At 52.2% G+C, this 24,708-nt stretch carries 26 protein-coding genes and 1 tRNA gene; all 27 read left to right on the top strand.

The annotated features are described in order from the left end of the window. The first annotated feature begins 70 nt into the window (after positions 1 to 70). The 27 genes from ACI3UA_RS01985 (at position 71) to ACI3UA_RS01855 (ending at position 24,408) form a co-directional block, all read left to right on the top strand. Entirely contained in the window at positions 71 to 457 is a 387-nt protein-coding gene (locus ACI3UA_RS01985) for a TIGR02530 family flagellar biosynthesis protein (protein WP_439723159.1), read from the top strand. Between the two features lie 89 nt (positions 458 to 546). Then, positions 547 to 2,013, top strand: coding sequence for a flagellar hook protein FlgE (locus tag ACI3UA_RS01980; protein WP_439723158.1), 1,467 nt, complete (start codon positions 547 to 549; stop codon positions 2,011 to 2,013). A gap of 410 nt (positions 2,014 to 2,423) precedes the next feature. Then, positions 2,424 to 2,618 (top strand): flagellar FlbD family protein, encoded by a 195-nt coding sequence (locus ACI3UA_RS01975; RefSeq protein ID WP_405759826.1) that lies wholly within the window; start codon positions 2,424 to 2,426, stop codon positions 2,616 to 2,618. A gap of 312 nt (positions 2,619 to 2,930) precedes the next feature. Continuing rightward, complete coding sequence (locus ACI3UA_RS01970) at positions 2,931 to 3,440, top strand: flagellar basal body-associated FliL family protein (RefSeq protein WP_439723157.1); 510 nt, start codon at positions 2,931 to 2,933, stop codon at positions 3,438 to 3,440. A 53-nt stretch (positions 3,441 to 3,493) separates the two neighbouring features. Next, positions 3,494 to 4,498 carry a flagellar motor switch protein FliM gene (fliM, locus tag ACI3UA_RS01965; RefSeq protein WP_439723156.1) on the top strand — a complete coding sequence of 335 codons (1,005 nt, stop codon included), beginning with the start codon at positions 3,494 to 3,496 and terminating at the stop codon, positions 4,496 to 4,498. Next, complete coding sequence (fliY, locus tag ACI3UA_RS01960; protein WP_439723155.1) at positions 4,491 to 5,759, top strand: flagellar motor switch phosphatase FliY; 1,269 nt, start codon at positions 4,491 to 4,493, stop codon at positions 5,757 to 5,759. The genes fliM and fliY overlap by 8 nt, the downstream gene beginning before the upstream one ends. A gap of 127 nt (positions 5,760 to 5,886) precedes the next feature. Then, positions 5,887 to 6,249 carry a response regulator gene (locus ACI3UA_RS01955; protein ID WP_154406942.1) on the top strand — a complete coding sequence of 121 codons (363 nt, stop codon included), beginning with the start codon at positions 5,887 to 5,889 and terminating at the stop codon, positions 6,247 to 6,249. A gap of 182 nt (positions 6,250 to 6,431) precedes the next feature. Then, positions 6,432 to 6,812 carry a flagellar biosynthetic protein FliO gene (gene fliO, locus ACI3UA_RS01950; protein WP_439723154.1) on the top strand — a complete coding sequence of 127 codons (381 nt, stop codon included), beginning with the start codon at positions 6,432 to 6,434 and terminating at the stop codon, positions 6,810 to 6,812. Positions 6,813 to 6,863: 51 nt separating this feature from the next. Continuing rightward, positions 6,864 to 7,589 (top strand): flagellar type III secretion system pore protein FliP, encoded by a 726-nt coding sequence (fliP, locus tag ACI3UA_RS01945; RefSeq protein ID WP_439723161.1) that lies wholly within the window; start codon positions 6,864 to 6,866, stop codon positions 7,587 to 7,589. 27 nt (positions 7,590 to 7,616) lie between these two features. Further along, positions 7,617 to 7,886, top strand: a complete 270-nt coding sequence (gene fliQ / locus ACI3UA_RS01940; RefSeq protein ID WP_154406941.1) for a flagellar biosynthesis protein FliQ — start codon at positions 7,617 to 7,619, stop codon at positions 7,884 to 7,886. Between the two features lie 23 nt (positions 7,887 to 7,909). Then, positions 7,910 to 8,692 carry a flagellar biosynthetic protein FliR gene (gene fliR / locus ACI3UA_RS01935; RefSeq protein WP_439723153.1) on the top strand — a complete coding sequence of 261 codons (783 nt, stop codon included), beginning with the start codon at positions 7,910 to 7,912 and terminating at the stop codon, positions 8,690 to 8,692. Continuing rightward, entirely contained in the window at positions 8,646 to 9,818 is a 1,173-nt protein-coding gene (gene flhB, locus ACI3UA_RS01930) for a flagellar biosynthesis protein FlhB (RefSeq protein WP_439723152.1), read from the top strand. The genes fliR and flhB overlap by 47 nt, the downstream gene beginning before the upstream one ends. A 21-nt stretch (positions 9,819 to 9,839) precedes the next feature. Then, the gene (gene flhA / locus ACI3UA_RS01925; protein ID WP_439723151.1) at positions 9,840 to 11,912 is read left to right on the top strand and encodes a flagellar biosynthesis protein FlhA; all 2,073 of its coding nucleotides are present in this window, start codon (positions 9,840 to 9,842) and stop codon (positions 11,910 to 11,912) included. After that, positions 11,913 to 13,457, top strand: a complete 1,545-nt coding sequence (gene flhF / locus ACI3UA_RS01920) for a flagellar biosynthesis protein FlhF (RefSeq protein ID WP_439723150.1) — start codon at positions 11,913 to 11,915, stop codon at positions 13,455 to 13,457. Positions 13,458 to 13,463: 6 nt separating this feature from the next. Next, entirely contained in the window at positions 13,464 to 14,375 is a 912-nt protein-coding gene (locus tag ACI3UA_RS01915) for a MinD/ParA family protein (RefSeq protein ID WP_439723149.1), read from the top strand. Positions 14,376 to 14,463: 88 nt separating this feature from the next. Next, complete coding sequence (locus ACI3UA_RS01910; RefSeq protein WP_439723148.1) at positions 14,464 to 15,144, top strand: flagellar brake protein; 681 nt, start codon at positions 14,464 to 14,466, stop codon at positions 15,142 to 15,144. A 14-nt stretch (positions 15,145 to 15,158) separates the two neighbouring features. Next, positions 15,159 to 16,388, top strand: coding sequence for a protein-glutamate methylesterase/protein-glutamine glutaminase (locus tag ACI3UA_RS01905; protein ID WP_439723147.1), 1,230 nt, complete (start codon positions 15,159 to 15,161; stop codon positions 16,386 to 16,388). Positions 16,389 to 16,407: 19 nt separating this feature from the next. Further along, positions 16,408 to 18,486, top strand: a complete 2,079-nt coding sequence (locus tag ACI3UA_RS01900; protein WP_439723146.1) for a chemotaxis protein CheA — start codon at positions 16,408 to 16,410, stop codon at positions 18,484 to 18,486. Between the two features lie 18 nt (positions 18,487 to 18,504). Further along, complete coding sequence (locus ACI3UA_RS01895) at positions 18,505 to 18,972, top strand: chemotaxis protein CheW (RefSeq protein ID WP_439723145.1); 468 nt, start codon at positions 18,505 to 18,507, stop codon at positions 18,970 to 18,972. Positions 18,973 to 19,008: 36 nt separating this feature from the next. Then, positions 19,009 to 19,626: a chemotaxis protein CheC gene (locus ACI3UA_RS01890; protein ID WP_439723144.1), complete on the top strand. Its 618-nt coding sequence runs from the start codon at positions 19,009 to 19,011 to the stop codon at positions 19,624 to 19,626. Between the two features lies 1 nt (position 19,627). Further along, positions 19,628 to 20,113: a chemotaxis protein CheD gene (locus tag ACI3UA_RS01885; RefSeq protein WP_439723143.1), complete on the top strand. Its 486-nt coding sequence runs from the start codon at positions 19,628 to 19,630 to the stop codon at positions 20,111 to 20,113. A 1-nt stretch (position 20,114) separates the two neighbouring features. Then, positions 20,115 to 20,516, top strand: a complete 402-nt coding sequence (locus ACI3UA_RS01880; protein WP_439723142.1) for a hypothetical protein — start codon at positions 20,115 to 20,117, stop codon at positions 20,514 to 20,516. Between the two features lie 93 nt (positions 20,517 to 20,609). After that, positions 20,610 to 21,290 carry a FliA/WhiG family RNA polymerase sigma factor gene (locus ACI3UA_RS01875; RefSeq protein ID WP_439723160.1) on the top strand — a complete coding sequence of 227 codons (681 nt, stop codon included), beginning with the start codon at positions 20,610 to 20,612 and terminating at the stop codon, positions 21,288 to 21,290. 109 nt (positions 21,291 to 21,399) lie between these two features. After that, on the top strand, positions 21,400 to 23,064 hold the full coding sequence (locus ACI3UA_RS01870) for a DUF342 domain-containing protein (protein ID WP_439723141.1): 1,665 nt from the start codon (positions 21,400 to 21,402) through the stop codon (positions 23,062 to 23,064). A 28-nt stretch (positions 23,065 to 23,092) separates the two neighbouring features. Beyond that, complete coding sequence (locus ACI3UA_RS01865) at positions 23,093 to 23,440, top strand: hypothetical protein (protein WP_439723140.1); 348 nt, start codon at positions 23,093 to 23,095, stop codon at positions 23,438 to 23,440. A gap of 46 nt (positions 23,441 to 23,486) precedes the next feature. Next, positions 23,487 to 24,272, top strand: a complete 786-nt coding sequence (locus tag ACI3UA_RS01860; RefSeq protein ID WP_439723139.1) for a hypothetical protein — start codon at positions 23,487 to 23,489, stop codon at positions 24,270 to 24,272. A 60-nt stretch (positions 24,273 to 24,332) separates the two neighbouring features. Further along, positions 24,333 to 24,408: transfer RNA gene (locus tag ACI3UA_RS01855), tRNA-Ala, on the top strand. Positions 24,409 to 24,708: the final 300 nt, after the last annotated feature.

Genomic DNA, 24,708 nt, shown 5'->3' with positions numbered 1-24,708 from the left:
GTAGATATATCCAACATTACCCGCGTAGGCGAGGGAGATGTATCCGAGTAAAAAATTGGAGGCAAGAAGGATGTCAGATACGAGAATTTTTTTCCAGTCACAGCCTATTTTGCCAGTAGAAAAATCCGGCATCAAGCAGAATGTACAGCCGGGCACCGTCACCACGGGAGCCTCCTTTGCAGACATACTGCAGTCCGCCACCAAAAAGGTCAGCTTTTCCAACCATGCCATGCAGAGGATGGAAAGCAGGAACCTCAATCTCAGTGCGCAGGATTTGCAGAAGCTTGATGACACTGTTGACATGATGGCCAAAAAAGGCGCCAGGGAATCCCTCATCTACATGAACGATATGGCACTGGTAGTCAGCGTGGCAAACAGAACCGTGATTACTGCCATGGACGGCAAAAGCGCAAAAGAAAATATATTTACAAATATTGACAGCGCGGCAATTCTCTAAAAAGCTGGACCTTTCAAGGAGGCTTTGGCCTGCAGAATGACAGATGCGGGCCGGAGAATATTGCCCCATGAAAAGGAGAATGATTTACTATGATGCGTTCACTTTACTCCGGTGTGTCCGGATTAAAAAATCATCAGAATAGAATGGATGTTGTAGGTAACAACATCTCCAACGTAAACACAACTGGTTTTAAGTCCAGCCGTGTAACATTTTCAGATACCTTGAGCCAGACATTGAGCGGTGCCTCTGCCCCACAGGGAAATCTTGGTGGTACTAATCCAAAACAGATTGGTTTAGGATCTGCTTTGTCCTCTATTGACACTCTGTTTACCGATGGTTCTGTGCAGTCTACTGGTGTAAACACAGACCTGTGTCTTTCTGGCAGTGGTTTATTCATCGTAAATGATGGGGCCTTGTCTTACTACACACGAAACGGTAACTTCAAGTTCGATAAGGATGGTTATTATGTAAACAGTGATGGCTTGAAGGTGCAGGGCTGGATGGCAGGTAAGCTGGGAGAAGATATTAATACTAATGGTCAGCCAGGGGAGATTTGTATTCCAGCTGGTAAGACAATGGAAGCCACTGCAACTACTACGGCTAAGTTTACTAAAAATCTTAATGCTGCGGAACCTATGATTAAGTCTATGGTTTTGACATTTGCTGATGGTAATACAAAGACAGTAGATACTACTGATGAAACTCGTGTAGTAGGAATGGGAGAGGATGGTAACGCAACCACTGATCCAGCAAAATTAATAAGTGCTATTACTGTGAATATGACTGATGGAACAACTACTACAGAAACTTCAGGTGCGTATACAGTAGGAAAAAGTAAGCCAATCACCACGATAATGACAGTGTATGATTCTGTAGGTAATGCTCATGAAGTGACTATGTATATGATTAAGACTGACATTGATAGCACCGATGGCAATACGTGGAAGGTTACTGTCAATTCAAAGTTAGGAGAAGAAAAACAGGAAATTCAGGAAAAAGATGGTTCTGTGACTAAGGTAAGTATGACAGATGCAGTGCTTCAGTTTGATACTAATGGTGCCTATAAGAGTGGTTCTGGCAGTGCGACACTTACGTTAAATAACGGTGCTACTGGTACACAAACGGTTACAATTGATCTTACTGGACTTACACAGTATGCGGGAAGTAATACGGCATTTGCTTCTACTGATGGTAATGAGGCTGGTACACTAAAGAGCGTGTCTATTGACAGCGCAGGCGTTATTACTGGTACATACACCAATGGATTAAATGTGCAGGAGGCACAGATTGCCATTGCACAGTTTAACAATATGGCCGGTCTGACGAAGAATGGTAATTCTTTGTATACTGTATCGAATAACTCAGGAACTCCGAATATAGGTACAATCAATGGTCTTGGCTGTACTGTTACGCCATCCGCTCTTGAAATGTCCAATGTAGACATGGCAAGCGAGCTGACGGATATGATTGTAACCCAGCGTGGTTATCAGTCTAACTCTAAGATTATTACGGTTTCCGATGAACTTTTGGAAACTCTGATTAACATGAAGCGTTAATGAACGTGATTAGTGCTGGATAGCTGGTATTTGGCACGAACTGGAGGAGAGGGTGGCGGATTGCCAAAGAAAACCTTTGTTGTGCCTCGGTACTTGGCGATTTGCGAGCCGTCAGGCGACGCAAGAGCTTAGTACCGCTAGGCACAATGAGGAGCGAGAGCGTGTTTTCGTGGCAACCGCCACCATATCCGACAGGCTATTGCGATTTGCATGATATGAGGCGCAATAAAGAGCGAGAGCGTGTTTTCGCGGCAACCGCCGCCATATCCGACAGATTATTGCGATTTGCATGATATGAGGCGCAATAAAGAGCGAGAGCGTGTTTTCGTGGCAACCGCCACCATATCCGACAGTCAATTGCGAATTAGAAGTTACTAGGTTTGCGAATGAGCAAAGAGGAGGAAATCATCATGATAAAACTTACTAAATTTAATTCTGACGGAAAAAAAGGAGAATTCATCCTCAATGCCGAAATAATAGAAACAATGGAAGAAACTCCTGACACTGTAATCACCCTGACCAATGGCAAGAAGCTCATTGTGCAGGAGCGCATGGAGGACATCGTGCGCAAGGTCATGATGTATAAGCGGGCCTTGTACAAGTAACAAATATTTTGTCTGCAATTGCCGTCAGTAATTGTCAGAAAAATTTGCAAAAATGTAAAATAACTGGAAAACTCCTAGTGCAAAATACCCTTTTTATGATAAGATTTTCGTAGAAAGGTTGTAATTTAGCAGAATATTGGTAAAATAGGAACTGTAGGATTATATACAGCAATACAGTTAGGTGCCTGGGAAGTGTATTTATATACATGATACATGCACTTCAAGATGAACAGACTTTAGAATAAGCAGGAATATAATTTAATCCCCTTGCGGGATTGATGTTATAGAGTATAAAAAAAGGAGTGGAACGCAATGGCTGATGAAGAAAAGACTGAAGAGGCGGCTCCAGCGGAAAAAGGAAAGAAGTTTCCCATCGTAATCGTTGTAGTGCTGATACTGGTAGGTCTTATACTAGCAGGTGGGATATCCTACTTTATCACCACCCAGGTTATGTCAACAGGTCCTTCTACGGCCGTGGAAACCAGGAATCATGAGCCTGGCGTATTCGTGAAGCTGGGGGATCCGAAGGAAGGCATCATCGTCAATGTTGGCGGCATCAAATCCAGCCGCTTCCTCAAGGTGGGCATCACCGTTGAGCTGAATCCTGACAGGGAGGACAACGTGGCAGAAGGCAAGCTGACGCCGGTTGCCGAGACCAAAATCATGGATACCACGCTGCAGATTATCCGCACCGTAAAGGTGGAGGAGCTGGATGCGGCACGTCAGGACGATTTGAAGGCAAAGCTGAAAGCAGAGCTGAACAAAGCATTGGGCGAAGGCTCTGTATATGATATCTACATAACTAGCTTCATGCTGCAGTAAAAGTAAGGCAGTAAACGTTATGAAACACGAAAAAGGGGAAAGGGGGATGGAGCTTGGCAGATGATGTATTATCCCAGTCTGAGATAGATAAGCTGCTGGCGGCCTTTGCCACAGGCGACGTAAACGCCGATGCAATGAAGGCAGAGGAAGAGCAGAAAAAGGTCAAAACCTACGACTTCAAAAGACCGGATAAATTTTCAAAAGACCAGATCAGAACCCTTAATATGCTGCATGACAACTTTGCGCGGCTATTCAACACATACCTGTCCACCTATCTGCGTGCACTGGTCAGTGTGGAGGTAGCCTCGGTAGAGCAGCTGACTTATCAGGAATTTGTTCAATCCATAGCTAATCCGAGCGTGATTGGCATATTGGCGGTACCGCCCCTCAAGGGCAATATCATCATGGAGTTTGACACGGGCATCTGCTTCGCCATCATAGACAGGGTCTTTGGCGGGCAGGGTGAAAACACCGTCAAGTCCAGGGTGCTGACCGAGATAGAGGAAGCAGTAATCCGCAGGATTTTTGATAAGGCCATGAGCCATCTGAAGGAGGCCTGGGCCAATGTGGTTCAGTTCACGCCGAAGATAGAGGCCATGGAGTCCAATCCGCAGTTTGCGCAGATTGTGCCGCCAAGCGACATGGTGGTTATTATCACGTTGCAGATGCGCATCGGCCCGGTAGAGGGGCTGATGAATATATGTATACCGTATCTGGTGCTGGAACCGATTATGTCCAAGCTGACAACTACCTTCTGGGTAGCGGCTTCCGTGACAAAGGAAGAGAATCCTGAGCATGAGGAGATTATCAGGAAAAAGATCAACAGGACCGCGGTTCCCGTTATTATCCAGATGGGGTCATTCGATATATCCGTGCAGGAATTTCTTTCCCTCAGCTATGGGGATGTCCTGCAGATGGATACACGAGTTGATGATGAACTAAAATGTATAATCGGCAATATAGAAAAGTTTTATTGCCGTCCTGGTACCTCTGGCAAGAAAAAGGCAGTACAGATTACCAGAGTAATTTCGGAAGGAGATGAAGGTACTAATGGCTGAATTGACGCAAGAGGAGATTGATGCGCTGCTGAATGGCGGTGTGTCTGCGCCTGCTGCCGATGATCCGGCACCAGTTGAGGAACCAGCTGATTCTTCCGCACTGTCGGATGATTTGTTGTCCGATATGGAAAAGGACGCTCTGGGTGAGATAGGCAATATCTCTATGGGCAGTGCTGCTACTACTCTGTCAGTGCTTTTAGGGCATAAGGTTAGTATTACCACGCCAGATGTCAGCCTGGATACCATGTCAACTATCCAGAATCAGTATCCGATGCCGTATCTGATAGTTGAGGTTGGGTATGTAATTGGCATAAACGGCAATAATATTCTGGCTATTCAGGCCTCTGACGCCTGCATCATTGCAGATTTGATGATGGGCGGTGACGGCCTGAACCCGCAGGAGGAGCTCAATGAAATCCACATGAGCGCTGTGGGCGAGGCCATGAATCAGATGATGGGCACCGTGGCAACGTCACTGTCCACCATGTTCAACAAGAAGATTGATATTTCTCCGCCAAAGGTAAATCTTATTGATCTGGGCGCAGAGGACAAGATTACCGAGCTGGTACAGAACGATGATCCGGTGGCCAAAATCAGCTTCCGCATGGAGGTTGAGGGGCTTATCGACAGTGAGATAATGCAGATTCTGCCGCTGGATGTAGCCAAGGAAATGGTGACCTTCCTGATGGGAGGCGGCGCACAGCCTGAACCTGAGCCTGAACCGGCTCCTGCTCCGGCAGCACCGGCACCAGCCCCTGCACCGGCAGCGGCTCCGCCGCCAGCTCCTGCAGCTCCGGCACCGGCCCCTGCACCTGCACCGCAGGCTCCACCGCCACAGCCACAGTATGCGGCTCCGCCGCAGCAGCCTATGTACGCGGCTCCGCCGATGGCACAGCCTGTATATGCGGCTCCCGGCTATTCCCAGAGCAATGTGGTGGCTTCCTCCGTGCCTGTGCAGTCCGCGCAGTTTGCGCCGCTTACCAACGAGCCGGTGGAGGTCAATGCAGCCAATATCAGCCTTATCAAGGATGTGCCGCTGCAGGTAACCGTGGAGCTGGGACGCACGAAGAAGTCCATCCGCGAGATTCTGGAATTTTCTACAGGCTCCATCATCGAGCTGGATAAGCTGGCCGGTGAGCCGGTGGATATTCACGTCAACGGGCAGCTGACCGCCAAGGGCGAGGTTGTCGTAATCGACGAGAACTTCGGCGTGAGGATTACGGAGATTGTAAGTCCTCTGGAGCGGGTACAGGCTTTGTAATCATGTATTTTCGAGCCTGACGTGAAAACTTATACTTGAGAATTTGATGAGTTTCAAGTATAATGGAAATGATTATGGACTGAATTTTACTTGTGATACATTAAATACTGACGAGGAGAGATGACAAATGGCAGTAAGAGTATTGGTCGTTGATGATGCAGCATTCATGAGAATGATGGTTAAGGACATTCTGACCAAGAACGGATATGAGGTTGTTGGTGAGGCTGAGAACGGCATGAAGGCTCTGGAGAAGTATCAGGAGCTGAAGCCGGATCTTACTACTATGGACATTACCATGCCGGAGATGGATGGTATCAGCGCCGTAAAGGAGATCAAGAAGGTTGATCCTAATGCGAAGATCGTAATGTGTTCAGCTATGGGCCAGCAGGCAATGGTTATCGAAGCCATTCAGGCGGGTGCCAGGGACTTCATCGTAAAGCCTTTCCAGCCAGACCGCGTACTGGAAGCTGTTAGAAAAGCAGTCGGCTGATGAAGAGCTGGAGTCGTTTTTGCTCCATGGCATCTGTCCTATGTATTTTAATTTTGGTGTTTTCAGCGGCGTCGCCGGATTCCCTGGCGGCCGCTGCTGATACAGCCGGTTCGGGCGGCGGTTATCTGGCCGGTTATGAAAATACTGATCCAAAACCTTCTCAAATGTCATGGTGGTCAACATTGGCATATTTAATCAGCCTGGTGGCTGTTTTTGCCTTTGTGGTTGTCATGGCATATTTTGCGTCCAGATTTTTAAGCGGGCGCTTTCAGCGGCAGGCGGCCTCAAGCGGCGGCAGGATTCTGGAGCATCTGGCCCTGGGTCCGAACAAGTCTGTCTGCGTGGTGGAGATTGGCGGCAAGGTGGTGCTGCTGGGCGTGACAGAGCATCAGGTGAGCCTGCTTGCGGAGATAGAGGATGCTGACGAGATAGACCGGCTGCGGCGTCAGGCCGTGGTACAGCCGGTGGATGCAGGGGCGTTTGCCAGCCAGCTGTCCACTCTGGAGGAGCTTACCAGACGTGTGCCGTCCTTGTTCCGGGAAGGACTGAATCGCAGGGGATAAGGAGTTGTGGAGATTGTGACCAGGATACAGAGGCTTTTATGCCCTTGCATAATGGGTCTTTTAGTAGTTTTTTTGGCGGCGGATTCCGCTTCGGCTGCACCGCTGATTCCAAATGTGAATATTGATGTCGGGGCGGCGGAAAATCCCCAGGATGTGGCGGTGACGCTGCAGCTGATGGCTGTTCTGACGATTTTGTCCATAGCACCCTCGATTCTGATAATGACCACGGCCTTTATCAGAATTGTTGTGGTGCTTGGTTTTTTACGCAACGCATTATCTACCCAGACCGCACCGCCGAACATGGTGATTATCGGGCTGTCCCTGTTTCTGACATTCTACATCATGGCTCCCTACTGGAGCCAGGCCAATGAGAACGGACTGCAGCCGTACCTGGCGGGGCAGATAACCCAGGAGCAGGCCATAGAGAACACGGTGGAGCCAATCCGGGAGTTTATGTTCAGGCAGACGAGGGAGGCGGATCTGGCGCTGTTTGTCAATCTAGCAGACGGGCCGCGGCCAAACGGGCCGGAAGAGGTGTCCACCTTTACCCTGATTCCTGCCTATATGATTAGCGAGCTGAAGACGGCCTTTCAGATAGGCTTTATGATTTATGTGCCGTTTATCGTTATCGACATGATTGTGGCCAGTACCCTCATGTCCATGGGTATGATGATGCTGCCGCCGGTAATGATTTCCTTGCCGTTCAAGATATTGCTTTTCGTCATGGTGGATGGCTGGCATCTTCTGATAAAGTCGTTGATTGTGAGCTTCAAGTAGTCTGATAGTGGCAGCAGGTGATAGGTTATGTCGGGAGATTTAGTTATACAGATGGCCCAGGAGGCTCTCAGGATGGTGCTTTTGATTTCGGCGCCCATGCTGGGGCTGGGGCTTTTGGTGGGACTGGCGGTCAGCGTGTTTCAGGCCACGACCTCCATTCAGGAGCAGACGCTGGCCTTTATACCGAAGATTGTGGCGGTGTTCGTGGCGATTCTGATTTTTGGCCCCTGGATGCTGAGGCTGATGGTGGAGTACGTGACCAACGTGCTGGTAAACCTGCCGTATTATATTGGCTGATATGCTGTGGATGAGGTGGCGCTGTGGATTTTTATGATTTGCTGCAGAATCACGCGGCGGTGTTCCTGCTGGTGATGACGAGGGTAAGCGGCCTGTTTCTGATTGCGCCCTTCTGGGGCAGCCAGAATATTCCCGTGTATTTCCGGGCGGGTATCGCCTTTGTCATAACGCTGGTGCTGTTTCCGGTGATTGACCAGCGGACGGCAATCGAGGCCCCTGTGTCCGTGGCCGGCTACACGCTGGCCGTGCTGGCGGAGCTTTTTATCGGCTGGCTGATTGGCTTTGTGGCCTATGTGGCCATGATGGCGGTGAACATGTCCGGTAAAATCATGGACATGCAGGCGGGCTTTTCCGTGGTGAACGAGATGGACCCTACCTCCAACCAGCAGAATCCCCTTATCGGTAGCTTTTTGTATTATCTTACGCTGATTGTCTTCGTGGTGACCAACGGCCATCACATGCTGCTGGGGGCGCTGGTGGGCAGCTTTGATTCCCTGCCCCTGCTGGAGATGAACCTGAACGGCGGACTTGCCATGCTGATGGTTGATTTTACGGCGGGCATATTTGTGACCGGCATGAAGATTGCCATGCCGCTGACTTTTGCCATTCTTTTGACAAATGTTTCCCTGGGTGTGCTGGCGAGAACCATGCCCCAGATGAATATATTTGTGGTCGGTATTCCCATGCAGATTATTATTGGTGTGTTCACGGTGGGGATTATCATGCCCTTTTATGTGATGTTTTTGGATGTGTTGTTCAATGAGATGTATGGAAATATTTCCATTGCCCTTAGAGCATTACAATAAAAAAACTGCCTGTCCGGGAAGCTCGGGCTGCGGCAAAGTGGATTTTGCCTTTGACCTGCAGCTTTTTGCCGGTGAAAAGACCGAGGAGCCTACGGCGAAAAGAAGGGCGGATGCCCTGAAGAAAGGCCAGGTGGGCCGGAGCCAGGAAATCAATGCGGCCTTTGTCATGCTGGCCGGCTTCTTTGTGCTGAGGATGCTGGGCGGCGATGCCGTGGATGAGGTTATGAATTATGCGGTGTATATCTTTGGCAACCTGAATTTTGATGTGAATGAGGAAACCATCATGCAGCTCTTCATCAGCATCGTGATTCTGCTGGCCAAGACATCCATTCCGCTGATGCTGTTTATTATGGTTATCGGCCTGGCCATGAACGTGGCGCAGGTGGGGTTCACCTTTTCCACGGAAAAGCTGAGCTTCAACCCGGGGCGGCTGAATCCCATCAGCGGCTTCGGCAGGATTTTTTCCAAGCGTTCCCTGGTGGAGCTGGCAAAATCGCTGGTGAAGATTGCCATTATCGGCTCGCTGGTGTACATGAATCTGTCGGATGAGCTGTGGCAGATGCCCAAGCTGATTTTTGTGGATGTTTTTGCCGGCGTGTCCCAGGTTTCCGACGTGGTTTTTAACCTGGCCTTCAAGATTATCGGGCTGTTCATGGTGATGGCCATCCTTGACCTGATTTACCAGAAATGGCAGAATACCCAGGATTTGAAGATGAGCAAGCAGGAGGTCAAGGAAGAGTTCAAGCAGCAGGAAGGCGACCCGCAGATAAAGGGAAAAATCCGTCAGAAGCAGCGCCAGATGGCTATGTCCAGAATGATGAAGGAAGTGCCCAAGGCGGATGTTATCATCACCAACCCGACGCATTTTGCGGTGGCGCTGAAATATGAGGCCGGCATGCCGGCTCCGGTGGTGCTGGCCAAGGGGCAGGATGCGGTGGCTCAGAAAATCAAGGAGCTGGCACGGGAGAGCAATGTGCCGATTGTGGAAAACAAGCCGCTGGCACGGGCCTTGTATGCAGCCGTGGATGTGGGAGGCAGTATCCCGCAGGAGCTGTTCAAGGCCGTGGCCGAGGTTCTGGCTTATGTATATAAACTCAGGCATCGCCATAGAAGGCGGTTTGCCTAAACAGAGAGCAGGAGATAGATTATGGCTGCACCGGTTATGGCCGCCGAAAAGGTGGGCTTTGTAAAGAAATATAGTGACGTAATGATTGCGGTGGGCATCGTAACAATCGTTGTTATGATGATTATTCCGCTGCCTACCATGCTGCTGGATTTGCTGCTTTGCATGAACATTACGCTGGCGCTGGTGGTGGTGATGAGTGCTATTTACAACGTGGAGGCACTGGATTTGTCGGTGTTCCCGTCCCTGCTGCTGATTACCACCCTGTTCCGCCTGGCGCTGAACGTTTCCTCCACGCGTCTGATTCTTCTGGAGGGCTACGCCGGTGAGCTTATCAGCTCCTTCGGCAACTTCGTTGTAGGCGGTAACGCAGTGGTCGGCTTTATTATCTTCGTCATCCTGATTATCATCCAGTTTCTGGTTATTACCAAGGGCGCGGAGCGCGTTGCCGAGGTATCTGCACGCTTCACGCTGGATGCTATGCCCGGCAAGCAGATGGCTATTGATGCCGATCTCAATCAGGGGGCCATCACCGACGCGGAGGCCAGTGAAAGGCGCAAGAAGATTCAGCGGGAAGCTGACTTCTACGGCGCTATGGACGGTGCCAGCAAGTTCGTCAAGGGTGATGCCATCGCGGCTATTATCATTATCTTCATCAACATCATCGGCGGCTTTGTCATCGGCATGGTACAGCGCAACATGACTGTGGAGCAGGCACTGCAGAACTATACATTGCTGACCGTGGGCGAGGGACTGGTAAACCAGATTCCGGCCCTGCTGATTTCCACGGCTACCGGTATCATCGTTACCCGTGCGGCTTCCGAGAGCAACCTTGGCTATGACCTCATTCATCAGCTGGGGGCAAAGCCGCGCGTTTTCTACATCGTCTGCGGCGTGCTGGCCGCCATGGCCTGCGTGCCGGGCTTGCCGGGACTGCCGTTCATGATTCTGGCTGTTGCCTGCGGCATTGTCGGCAGGCAGATTGCGGCCGGTGACAGGAAGGTGGAGGAAACCGCCGTGGTGGAGAAGAAGGAGAAGACCAAGAGCGAGGCCACCAAGCCGGAGAATATCGTTTCCCTCCTGCAGGTGGACCCGATGGAGCTGGAAATCGGCTACAGCCTGATTCCGCTGGTGGATACGGGGCAGGGTGGCGACCTTCTGGACCGCATCGTGATGATACGCCGCCAGTGCGCTTTGGAGCTGGGACTGGTAGTGCCGACCATCCGCATCCGTGATAACATACAGATAAAGCCTAATGCCTATATCATCAAGCTGAAGGGCATCGAAATAGCCAAGGGAGAGCTTCTGCTGGATCACTTCCTGGCCATGAATTCGGGCACTGTGTTTGAGGAAATTCAAGGCATTGAAACCATTGAGCCGGCCTTTGGCCTGCCTGCCCTGTGGATTCCGGAGGCTTCCCGTGAGCAGGCGGAGCTGAACGGCTACACGGTGGTGGATGCGGTGTCCGTGCTGGCAACCCATCTCACGGAGGTCATCAAGGCTCACGCCGCCGAGATTCTTGGCCGTCAGGAGACCCAGAACCTCGTCGACAACGCCAAGAAAACCAATCAGTCCCTTGTGGATGAGGTCATTCCTGACCTTCTGGGCGTGGGCGATATCCAGAAGGTGCTGGCAAATCTCCTCAGGGAGCGCATTTCCATCAGGGATATGGCTACCATTTTGGAGGTGCTGGCCGACTATGCGCAGGCGACCAAGGATACCGAGATACTGACGGAGTATGTGCGCCACGCGCTGGCAAGGCAGATTACCCAGCAGTACGTGCAGAACAACCAGCTTACGTGCATTACGCTGGATCCGGCCATTGAGAACAAGATTGCCGGGGCGGTTCAGCGCACGGAGCGCGGCTCCTACGTGAGCATGGATCCTGATACCATGCAGAAGCTGCTGAACTCGCTGGGCAGGGAGCTGCAGAAGCTGACGGATATGGGCTATCAGCCGATTGCCCTGACCAGTCCGACGGTAAGATTGTATTTCAGGAAGCTGGTGGAGCGTTCCGTGCCGGGGATTATTGTCCTGTCACATGCAGAGATTGACCAGTCTGTAGAGATTCAGATTATTGGGGTGGTGAAGCTGTAAATGCTGATTAAGAGTTTTAAGGCACCGACACTGAAGGAGGCCATGGCCAACGTCAAGGCCGAGCTGGGAGTGGATGCGGTGATACTTCATACAAGCAAGACCAAAAAGGGCGGCATTCTGGGCTTCCACAGCAAGGAGGTTGTGGAGGTGATTGCGGCTGTGGAGGACGAGGCCTCCAAGCCGTCACCAGCGGCTGTGCCGGCGAATGAGGCTGTCCTGCAGGCGGCGGAGGCGGCCAGAAACAGCAGGGCGGCGGCCAGGGCGTCAGGAACCGCCTCCGGACAGGAGGAGCAGGTTTCCCCTATATCGGCCACGCTGGCGAATTTCACGCCGAGAACGGCGGTCAGCCAGTACCAGACGGCTGGTACCAGGGAGGCTGTGGCCCAAGCGATGGCCAGGGAAACGCAGGGCCAGACCTTCAGCGAGGTGCTGGCCAGCGTAAATCAGGCTCAGGAGCTGCCGGCCGCGGAGGAAGAGCGGCAGGCGGCAGTTCCAATGGCAGAGGCCGTGGGTGATACAGACAGCGGTGGTGTGCCGGATGAAACGGCAGCTTTTGCTGCAGTGCAGGAAGAGGCTTCCGGCCGGGCTGACGGGGAGGTATCCGCGGCGGAGGCTGACGCTGGCAGGGAAAAGGACGATGCTGGTGAAAAATCCGGCAACGGGGCGGCTGATGTCGCCAGCGAGAAGGATGAGGAAATAAAAGATTTGCAGAATCAGCTGGAGGAAATGAAGTCCATGCTGATGGAGATGAGCAGAAACAAGGGGAAAGACAACGCCGTGCCTACCCTGCAGAGCGCCATGCAGGATCAGGAGGTTACGGACAGGGTGATGCAGGATATGATTTCCAAGCTGAACGGCACGGAGATTCTGGCGCCGCGGAATTCGCTCAAGGCGGTCAGCGCCATGGAAAAGTATATCCGCAAGGCAATCCGGGTGGCCAACGGCATTACCCTTTATTCCAACAGGCCGAAGGTGGTTGCCCTGATAGGGCCTACGGGGGTAGGCAAGACCACCACGCTGGCGAAGATTGCGGCCAGGTTCGTGCTGGAGCAGGGGGCAAGGGTGGCCCTGATTACGGCGGATACCTACAGGATTTCGGCTGTCGAGCAGCTGAAGACCTATTCGGATATCCTGGGATTGCCGCTGGAGATAGTCTATAATCCGGAAGCGCTGAAAAAGGCCATCGACAAGCATCAGGACAAGCAGCTCATATTGATTGATACGGCCGGCAGGAGCCAGTACAACGAGTATCAGATGAAGGAGCTGAGCGGCCTTTTGAGCATTGACGCGGACATTGAAAAGCATCTGGTGATGAGCGCTACCACCAAGACCAGTGACGGACTGGAACTTTTGGAGAATTTTTCCATCTGCCAGCCTGACAGGGTGATATTTACAAAGGTTGACGAAACGGGTACCCACGGGATAATACTGAATATATTGCATAGGCGTAAGGTGGCGCTTTCCTACGTGACAAACGGGCAAAGCGTGCCTGATGATATCGAGCCTGCCAGCGTGGAGAAGCTGGCGGAGCTTTTGCTGAGGTAAAGGACTATGGAGGATCAGGCTACCAGGCTTAGAAAGCTGGTTGAACGAAAAAATTCAGATGGCGCGGCTGAACAGCCGGGTGGGGGAGCCCGGCCGGAGATGGCCGCGTCAAAGCCCGGAGCCAGGGTGATTGCAGTTACCAGTGGCAAGGGGGGCGTAGGCAAGACCAATCTGACGGTCAATCTGGCGATAGCTCTCGGCAAAAAGGGGAAGAGGGTTATCGTTGTTGATGCGGACCTGGGGACGGCCAATGTGGATGTGCTGCTGGGGACCAGCTCAAAGCACACCCTTCTGTCCCTGGCCAGGGATGATATCCAGCTGGAGGATGTCATTGTCAGGGGGCCATACGGGGTGAGCTATATTTCCGGCGGTTCCGGCATGGAGCATGCCGGTGAGATGACGGTGATGCAGCGGCAGATGATTTTCAACAAGCTGGCCGCCTGCGATGAATGGGCGGACATCATTCTGGTGGATACGGGGGCAGGCGTAGGCAGGAACGTGCTGGATTTCATCATGGCCTCGGATGAGGTGGTGCTGGTTATCACGCCGGAGCCTACGGCCCTGACGGATGGCTACGCCGTGCTGAAATCCTATCGGCAGCTGGAGGCGACCCAGCCAATCCGCCTGGTGGTGAACCGGGTTTACGATATTGTAGAGAGCTCGGAGACGGCCAACAAGCTGATTTACACCGCGGAGAGGTTTCTGCACATGGAACTGAAATCCCTTGGCTTTGTGTTTGATGATGCCAGCCTTATGAAGGCGGTAAGGCGGCAGGTACCCCTGATGGCGGCATATCCCGATTCACTGGCGGCAAGGTGTGTGGAAGCGCTGGCAAACAGCCTTGTTTCGGGGCGTCAGCAGCAGGTGAAGCTGGGCTGGCAGGGATTTTTGAGAAAATTTTTCCATAATATGCACTAATATTTTGCAATAGTAAGTATTTTTCGATAAAATAGATAGTGATAATTGTATTTTGGTTTGAGTTGCAGTCAAGGGGTAGGGTTGTAGTATGACAAAGGGAGAGAAAATGCCGGCTGACCAGGCGCTCAAGGTTGGGGCGCGCCTGACGTTTTATCTCAACGATGCCGAGGTTGGCGTGGCCAGCAGAATAGAGGATATATCCGATAAAAAGATGATGGTTGCCATGCCGGTGGATGACAGGGGAGTGCCGATTATTCCCGTGTCCGGCGAGCAGGTGGTGTGCAGGATGGCAGGCCAGGGCTGTTATTACCAGTTCAGGACGGTGTATCTTGACAAGGGCAGGCAACCGATTCCTGTCTGGTTCGTCAGTGTGCCGGAAACGGTGGAGAAGGTTCAGAACCGCGAGTTCGTCAGGATTTCCATGGACTGCCCGATTGTGGTGAGGCCATTGGATGAAAATGGCGCCATAGGGGAAATGATTTTTGCCAAGATAGTGGATATCAGCGGCGGCGGCCTGGCCATCATGCACAATGCGATACTGACCTTGGGCAGCAAGGCAGTGCTGGAGCTGGACAATATTCCCGGTGTCGGCATGCTGCGCATTACCGGCAAGGTTGTAAGATGCGCCAGGGTGGAGGCCGCAGGCGGCAATGTATATCACATTGGGTTCCAATTTCTTGATATGAGCAGGCAGCATCAGAATAAGCTGGTCAAGTTTATTTTTGATTTGCAGAGGAAGAGCCTGGCAAAAGGGATTGGCAAGAAATAATGGGGGGCGGTATCATGATTCGCGTAGTTGTTGCAGATGATTCGGCATTTATGCGCAAGGTGTTGTCAGACCTGTTTGAGAGGACACCTGATTTTCAGGTGGTGGGGACTGCCAGGGATGGCAGGGATGCCATCAAGCTGGTGGCGAAGGAACGGCCTGATCTCCTGACGCTGGATATAAATATGCCGGTTATGGACGGATTGAGCGCACTGGAGGTTATCATGAAGGATTGTCCTGTGCCGGTGCTGATGTTCAGCAGCCTGACCAAGAAGGACGCGGATGAAACCATCAGGGCATTGGAGCTGGGCGCTGTGGATTTTCTGTGCAAGACGGGCGGCTCCATCTCCAAAATTGACGCAATTGAAGAGGATATTATAGCAAAATGCCGCAGCGTAGCAGGGGCAAAAATAAATAAATCAAAAATTAATAAGAATATTTTTGCCAAAAAGCAGGAAGCTGGGAATTTAAAGCGAATTAATATATTTGAGAAGAAGGGTTATAATGTATCCCATACTCAAACAGCTGCTTCTATAAAGCCTAAATCAGCCCAGGAAAAGCTGTCTGCTTCTGTTCAGCAGCACAAGCAGGGGCTGACGGATATGATGGCAAAGCGGGAGAATCCCCTGCTGAAAAAGAGGCCATCGCCGGTGTACGGGGGGAGCAGCTCAGGCTCGGGAACGAAGCTGGTGGCGCTGGGAACCTCTACAGGCGGGCCGAGGGCATTGCAGCAGGTCATACCGAAGCTGCCGGGCAGTATGCCCTGTGGCATGGTGGTGGTGCAGCACATGCCGGCCGGGTTTACCAAGTCGCTGGCTGAAAGGCTGAACGGCATGTCGCAGGTGACTGTCAAGGAAGCGGAGGACGGCGAGCCTATCCTGCCGGGGCATGTGTATATCGCTCCGGGCGGGTATCATCTCACGGTAGCAGGAAATGCTTCCAGCAGGGAGATTTCCTTGAATCAGAATCCTCCATTGGCGTCCCACAGGCCGGCAGTGGATGTAATGTTTGACTCCGTTGTAAAATATGGAGGAGATATAGTTTCTGTTATTTTGACGGGCATGGGCAGTGACGGTGCAGAGGGGATGAAGAAGATAAAGAGGGCCGGCGGCTACGTGATCGCCGAGTCGGACGAAACCTGCGTGGTGTACGGCATGCCGAAATCCGTTGTTGAGGCGGGCATTGCGGACGAGATACTGCCTGTGGGACAGGTAGCGGACGCAATTATGAAGAGAGTTAGGAATTAATCAATCAGGGGGAATAGAAATGGAAACAAATCAGTACATGGAAATGTTTTTGGATGAGTCACGGGAACATTTGCAGTCTCTGAATGATGGCCTGCTGGGTTTGGAAAATGATCCTGAGGATTTATCTGTACTCAATGAGATTTTCCGTAATGCTCATACATTAAAGGGCATGTCAGCGACTATGGGGTATACCAAGACAGCCGAGCTTACTCATGATATGGAAAACCTGCTGGATATGCTCAGGAAGGAACAGCTGAAGGTAAGCTCTGAAATTATTGATGTTATTTTCAAGTGCGTCGATTCCTTGCAGGAGATGATTGAGAACATCGGCAACGGCGAGTCGGAGGATCTGGTGGACGTGTCCGAGCTGGTGCGCATGGTCAATGCCATCGCCAAGGGGGAGAGCGTTGCACCGCAGGCAGGGCCTGCAGCAGGCGGCGAGAAGGCCGCAGCGGAGGCACCGGCGTCTGATATGCCGGAGGGCTGCGAGCTGAATGACACCGATTTGATGGTGGTCAGGGAGGCAAAGAACAGCGGCCTGATTCCTTACTGGGTGCATGTGGAGATTGCCGATACCTGCCTTTTGAAGTCTGCCCGTTCCTACATGGTTATGAACGTGCTGGATGAGCTGGGCGATGTAATCAAGTCCATTCCGCCTGCACAGGATCTGGAGCAGGAGAAGTTTGAGCACAGCTTTGATGTCTGCCTGGTGACGGATGCGGAGGCAAAGCGCGTGGAGGAAGGCGTAACGGCTATCTCGGAAATCAGTGCGGTAAAGGTTACCGAGATAACTCTTGAGGGCGCCAAGAAGGAGCAGGCACCGGCGGCTCCTGCTGCCAAGGAGGCACCTGCGGCCAAGGCCGAGGCAAAGCCGGCTGCTGCAGCCAAGCCTGCGGCCAAGGCTCCTGCCAGCAACAATGCCAAGCATGACAAGAAGGCTCACGTGGCAGGCCAGTCCGTCCGCGTGGATATTGAGAAGCTGGATACGCTGATGAATCTGGTGGGAGAGCTGGTTACCAACAAGGTGCGCCTGGAGCAGATTGGCATGACCCACCGCCTGACGGAGCTGACGGAGACGCTGGAGCAGATGGACAGGGTGACTACCGACCTGCAGTCCGTAGTCATGAAGGTCCGCATGGTGCCTGTCAGCCAGGTATTTAACCGTTTCCCTCGCATGGTCCGTGATTTGGCCAAGGAGTTGAACAAGGACATCAACCTTACCATTGAGGGTGAGGATACAGAGCTGGATCGTACCGTTATCGACGAGATAGGCGATCCTTTGATGCACCTTTTGAGAAATTCCCTCGACCACGGCGTCGAGCATCCTGATGAGCGTGAGGCAAAGGGCAAGCCGCGTACCGGCGAGGTAGGGCTGATTGCCCGCCATGAGGGCAACAACGTTGTCATCATGGTTACTGATGACGGTGCCGGCATCAATGCCGACAAGATTCGCAACAAGGCTGTTGAGAAGGGCATGATCAGCCGCGACGAGGCTGATGCACTGCCGGATGCTGATGCGGTGCGCCTGATATTCCTGCCGGGCTTCTCCACTGCGGAGCAGATTACGGACGTATCAGGACGCGGCGTAGGCATGGACGTTGTGCGCAGCAAGATTGAGTCCCTGGGCGGCCACGTTGACGTGGAAACCAAGATCGATGAGGGCTCCGTATTCAAGATTAAGCTGCCTCTGACCCTGGCTATTATCCAGGCTATGCTGGTGAAGGTTCAGGATGAGATGTACGCCATTCCTCTTGGCTCCATTGACAGCACCATCAACATTACTCCTGACGATATCAAGACTGTTCAGAACAAGGAGGTTATCGTCATCAGGGGTCAGATTATTCCGATTACCCGTCTTAACGAGGTTCTGAGCGTGCCGCGCGGCAGTGAGGCTACCGATGAGGATGATATCTTCGTGGTGGTAGTCCATGTAGGTGACCACAAGATTGGTATTGTGGTGGACAACCTGATAGGCCAGCAGGAAATCGTTATCAAGACGCTGGGCAAGCTGTTGTCAGGCCTGAAGATGCTGGCCGGTGCTACCATCCTGGGTGATGGCCATGTAGCCATGATTCTGGATGTCAGCGCGTTGATGTAATCAAGGGAGGTATGGAAGATGGCTAAAGAGGATCAGGTTATGGCTGACGGCGAGGTTCAGGTAGTCGCCTTCAAGCTGAGAAACGAGGAATACGGCTTTAGTATTTTGAATGTTCAGGAGATAAAGAACCTCAGTGATATTACCAGAGTTCCATTTGCTCCTGATTTTATCAAGGGCGTTGTCAATCTGCGCGGCAGCGTGCTGCCGGTAATTGACCTGAAGAAGCGCCTGGGCCTGGAGGACACTCCGTATACGGCCAATACCCGTATTGTCATTGTGCAGTACGATGAGGTGTATGTAGGTATGCTGGTGGATGCTGTGACAGAGGTGCGTACCATCAATGCTGATGATATTGATACAACGAGGGCCATTACCGCTGGCAACGACGCCAGCTCCAAGTTTATCTCCGGCATCGGCAAGGTGGACGGCCGCCTGATTATTCAGCTGAATATCAGCGAGATTATGGGTTTGAGCGGCGAGGAGTAATCCTCGCCCCATTAGATAGATTGGTGGGATTAAGGAATGTCAGATGATGTTGCAAACCTTTCTCCGGCGCAGATGGATGCGTTGCGGGAGATCGGCAATGTAGGTGCGGGAAACTCTGCTACGGCATTGTCACAGATCATTAACCGCCGTATTGACATGGATGTGCCGAGGGTATCCATAGTGCCGTTGGATGAGGTGCCGGACCTCGTGGGCGGTCCCGATACGATGGTCGTGGGCGTGTTCCTGCGGGTGTATGGCAAGGCACCTAGTAATATTTTATTTTTGCTGCCAAAGGAAAGTGCTTTTTATCTGGTTGACATGCTGATGGGGAAGAAGCATGGCGATACTCAGAAGCTGGATTTTATGGATGAATCCGCGTTGATGGAAATAGGAAATATTCTTTCCGGTGCGTATCTGAATGCACTGTTCAATTTCACTAATATTTCCCTGCTGCCATCCATTCCGGCCCTGGCCATGGATATGGCCGGAGCCATTCTCAGTGTCGTGCTGGTTCAGCTTGGTCAGATGGGAGATCATGCTTTGGTTATTGAAACAGAGTTCAAGACAGATGATGACGGCATAAAGGGTCATTTCTTCCTTGTGCCGGATCCTGGCTCTTTGGACATAATTTTGCAAGCAGTGGGAGTGTCGTGATATGCCAGAATTAATCAAGGTTGGCATGGCGGATTACAAAGTAGGCCGTGCGCCGGATACCTTAATAAGCTATGGTCTGGGTTCCTGTATCGGCATCTCGCTGTATGATCCCCAGACGAAGATAGGCGGACTTCTGCACATTATGCTGCCGGACAGCAATCAGTCAAGAGCCAATGAGAACAGGGCCAAGTTCGCCGATACGGGGATTCCTGATATGCTGGAGGAGCTTGTCCGCATGGGGGCAGTAAAGTCAAGGCTGGTGGCAAAGCTGGCCGGTGGCTCTCAGATGTTTGCTTTTGCTAATGCATCTGATATCATGAGAGTGGGGCTTCGCAATGCTTCGGCCTCCAAGGAAATATTAAAAAAGTTGTCGATTCCTATTGTGGGGGAGGATACTGGCGGCAGCTACGGCCGCACAGTGCAGATTGACCTGTCCACCGGCGTCTATAAGGTAAAGACCATAGATAAGGGCGATAAGGAACTTTAATATGATAGATAAGTGTAAATTGACAGCGTCATTGGGAATGGCAGCTTTGGCGGGGCTTACGGCCATGGCTGCCGGACTGATGGGAGAGGTGCGTGTATCAGTAATTTTAGGACGCACGTTGTGCAGTTTCTTAATCACCGGTGTACTGGTTTATATCGGTGTTTTTCTGTTTGAAAGAATTGGATTTTCAGGCATGATAAGGGAAACAGAGAATGCACTGGCTGAGCTGGAAGCTCAGGAAAAGTCCTCCGGAGCTGGTGCGGCGGAGGCTTCAGGGGATGGAGCGGCTGAAGAGGGGGATATGCAGCCCGAAGACGGCGGGACGGAGGAACAGCAGGGTGGCTTTGAGCCGCTGCAGGCTGATTCACTGCGCCGGGTAGTGGGCAGTGCTGATAGTCAGTAGCGATGGTAATGGTGGTGAGATGTTTTGCAGAATGAGTATAAATCGGCTGAGGCTATAAACGAGCTTTGGATTCGTTATGGTGAAAATCGCAGCATGGAGATTCGCAATCAGCTGGTGGAGCATTATTTGCCTCTGGTTAATATAATCGCAGGCAGGTTGGCGATGAGTCTGCCATCTCATGTTGACAGGGATGATTTGATTATCAGTGGTTATTTCGGCCTGATGGATGCCGTGGACAGATATGATATCAGGCGGGGCAATAAATTTGAAACTTACGCGGGCATCAGAATCAGCGGTGCCATGAAGGATGAGCTGCGTTCAAGGGACTGGATTTCCGTGTCCCTGCGGCAGAAGATACGCAAATACGAGTCAGCAGTTGTGGAGCTGGAGGGACGGCTGGGCAGGTCCGCTACGGATGAGGAGCTGGCCTGTGAGCTGAAGATGAGCGTGGAGCAGGTTCATCATCTGGAGCAGCAGATTAACGCGGCTACCGTGATTCCGCTGGGCGAGTATATGAAGTCCGAGGCGGCCATGACGGCCGACACGGATCCCCACAAGAGCGCTGAATATGTCGAGATCAGGGAAACGCTGGCAAAGGCGCTGGATGAGCTTACAGAAAAGGAAAAACTGGTGGTTTCCCTTTATTATTACGATGAGCTGACTATGAAGGAAATTAGCTTGATAATGCATTTATCAGAGGCGAGGATTTGCCAGCTGCACACCAAGGCGATGTTTAAGCTGAGGGGCTTTCTGGCAAATATAGACGGCATCTGATATATTTGATATAGATGAAAAGTGTCCAGTTATTGCAAAAATAACAGATGCAGAGGTGGCTTCGGGCCTTGTGCCCGGCGTTCTGTGCCTGCATCAGGGAGGGCTGTTCATGGATGGACATAAGGTAATAGCAAAGGTTGGCGGCAGGGAGGACGGATATCTGTTTGAATTCTGTTCGGACGGTATCTTTCTGACCGTGTATCCCAAGGATGAGAAGGGATTGCTGTTCGAGATGTCGGACATGCGCCGCGTTTTGAAGGAGTTTCGCGTTGAGGATTATGATCTGAAGCTTCTGACCGATACACTGAAGGAAAATTCCGGTGTCCCTGTTCTTTTGGGGACGAAGTTTGTACTGCCAAAAGAATTCGGTGGCTCCGTTATGGATGAAGAGGCGGCCGAGGCTGTGCGGGAGCATGTGGAGTACGGTACGGCTATCGTGGAGGTAGCCCCGGACAAGCTCACTGCCACCCTGCGCTTTGACCTGGGTGCCAGGCAGGCGGTGCCGACCATGGATATGATTATGGACGTGGTGCGGCTCCGCAACGTGAAGTTTGGCGTTATGGCAGAGGCCATCAAGGAGGCCATGAAAACGGGGCGTCCGACTGTGATAGCCAAGGGTGAGCCGCCGCAGAACGGCAAGGATGCCGTCATTGAGCGCAAGTTCAATGTGGGCGAAAAGGGCGTGCCGGTGGTGGATGAGCATGACAGGGCCGACTACAAGAATCTGAATATGTTCCTGCGGGCTGTCAAGGGGCAGGTGCTGGCGGAGCGTATTCCTCATACCAAGGGCATTCCCGGCACGAATGTGTACGGTGACAAGATAAATGCGAAAAACGGCAAGCCCAAGCCTGTTCCTAACGGCAAAAACACTATTGTTAAGGATGAAAATTTTGTTATTGCCGATATGGATGGACAGATTGTGGATAAGGGCAACAAGATTGATGTGGATCCGAGGCTGGAAATCAAAGGCGATGTGGGCATGGCCACCGGCAATATTAACTTTGACGGCGCCATTATGGTTAATGGCAACGTGGAAGCCGGTTTTGCGGTGAAGGCGGCCGGTGATATTGAAATCAAGGGCATGATTAGCGGTGCTGACGTGGAAGGGCGCAATATTTTCGTCAAGGGCGGCGTTCAGGGAATGAACCGGGGACGCATCAAGGCGCTGGAGGATTTCAGGGCGTCCTTTGCAGAGAATGCGGATATTGAGGCCTGCGGCGATATCTATATACAGGATGTAGCCATGCACTCCACCATCAGGGCCGGCCATCATCTGGTTATGGACGAAGGCAAGGGGCAGATAACAGGCGGCAATCTGGCGGCCGGCGAGGAGGTACGTGCCAAGTGCATCGGCAATGAGGCCAATGTTATTACCCGCGTCAGCGTCGGCGTGAATCCTATGCTGCAGAAAGAATATCAGACGGTGCTGAAGGAGTACAACGAAGCCAAGAAGCGTCTGGAATCCCTGAACAAGACACTGAGTACCCTTGAGAAGATTGATATCAGCCAGCTGCCGCCGAACAAGGTGGAGCAGCTGAATTCGCTGGTGCGTTCCCAGTTCCCGCTGGCGGGGCAGGTGGAGCGCTGTGAGCGCAGGCTGCGGGACATTGATGCAGAGATGCAGAAGATGCGCAATGGCCGTGTGCGGGTGCTGGATACCATGTATCCGGGCGTGCGCCTGAGCATCAATTCCATCATGAAGAATGTACAGGTCAAGGAAACTCATTGTACGCAGTATGTCAAGGATGATTTTATCGTGGTAGGTGCTTATTGATTTAGTGATATTTTAGGGGCGATGGCTTATGGATTTTGCACCGATGAGTTTGCGGATGATGGTACCTCATGCCAACGACGTGGGGGAAATCCAGCACAATATGAATCAGCAGGCTGCCATGCAGCAGGACTTCAAGGCCCTGCAGCAGAAAAAGCTGATAGAAAGGCAGCAGAGCCAGGTCCGTACCAAGGATGAGGCCGAGGGCGAAAAAATCAAGGACAACCCGGAGAAAAAGCAGGGCGGCAGGGAGCGGGGCGCCAGAAAGCGCAAGTCTCCCAAGGAGATAATGGAGGCTCAGGGCGTTACAGACGACAGCCAGGAGCCGCCAATGGCTGTGGACCAGATACGTGGGCGCAGCATAGATATAAGCTGTTAGCTTTGCGGGTGAAGGAAATTTCAGTGTGTACTAAGCGGGGTTATAGATGACCACGGAAATACTAGGTTTTATTATTATTGCCGGGGCGGTGATTGTCCTGGCGGCCAGGCATCAGCTGAACAAGGCGGAGGATGATCCGGAGGTGCTGGAGGCGGCTACCGGGCGGCTTCGCTATGAGCTGGAGCAGTCTGCGGACGAGATTATCAGCCGCATGACCGGGCATATTGACAGGCTGGAGCGGCTTTTGCGCGAGGCGGATTACAAGTCAGAGCTATTGGAGGAACGGATACGTCAGCTGGAAGCCCTGCAGAGGACGCAGGAGGCGGCTGGCTATCAGCACCGGTCCGGGGGCTTTCGGCAGGAGGAAGGCGATTATCTGACCGTCAGGGCGGCGGCGGATGCAGCTATGGCATCAGGCGCGCCGACATCTGCGCAATCGCCGCAGGCCGCCTATGGCATGCCGGCTATGAGCGCGGCAGACAGGCGGGCCTGGGAGCTGATACGGGAGGCCTCAATGGAGCTGGAAGCCCAGTATGAGGCGCAGTCCAACACGATGCAGGATGTACAGCAGTCCGATGCCCTGCAGCAGGCGGTGGATATCCAGAGCGGCAATCTTGATAGCTATGTCAGCGGCGCCCAGGTGGAGGATGCTGTTCATGACACCGGATATGTCTACGACGAGGAAGGCGGACTGAACACGGAGGTGGCCGCGGCCCAGGCACGGCAGCTGCTGGCCGAAGGGTATGAGCTGGAGGAAATTGCCAGAGCCACAGGGCTGGGAATCGGCGCAGTCCAGCTGATTAAGCAGCTGGAGGCGCGGCAGGCACAGTAGAAAAAATTTGAAAGTGCTTGACAACTACAGGATAGTTCGTTTATAATAATGCTTGTCTGTGGGGGCATAGCTCAGCTGGGAGAGTGCTTGACTGGCAGTCAAGAGGTCAGGGGTTCGAACCCCCTTGTCTCCACCATAGATGAATGTGAAGGGCTTCAGCTTTTGGCTGGAGCCTTTTTTGAGTGCGCCCAGCATGGGCGCACTCTAATGGGTGAAAGTCCCTAGTCAGCCCTAATAGCGGGAATGACATAGCTGAACACCAAGGGTGTCCATCGTGAGGTGGAATCTGAAGGAAGGTGTAGGCAAATCTCCGGTCTGACGAATAGAAATCACATGAGGTTATGTACTGGGATAAGTCCGCTTAACAGGATGAAGTCCAATAGCTATTCGGAACAGTGCATAATAAATGTGGCAGATACATGGAGAGAAAGAGTGC

The sequence above is a fragment of the Anaerovibrio sp. genome, assembly GCF_051866355.1.
Classification (GTDB): domain Bacteria; phylum Bacillota; class Negativicutes; order Selenomonadales; family Selenomonadaceae; genus Anaerovibrio.
This window is presented reverse-complemented; position numbering and strand designations above follow the sequence as displayed.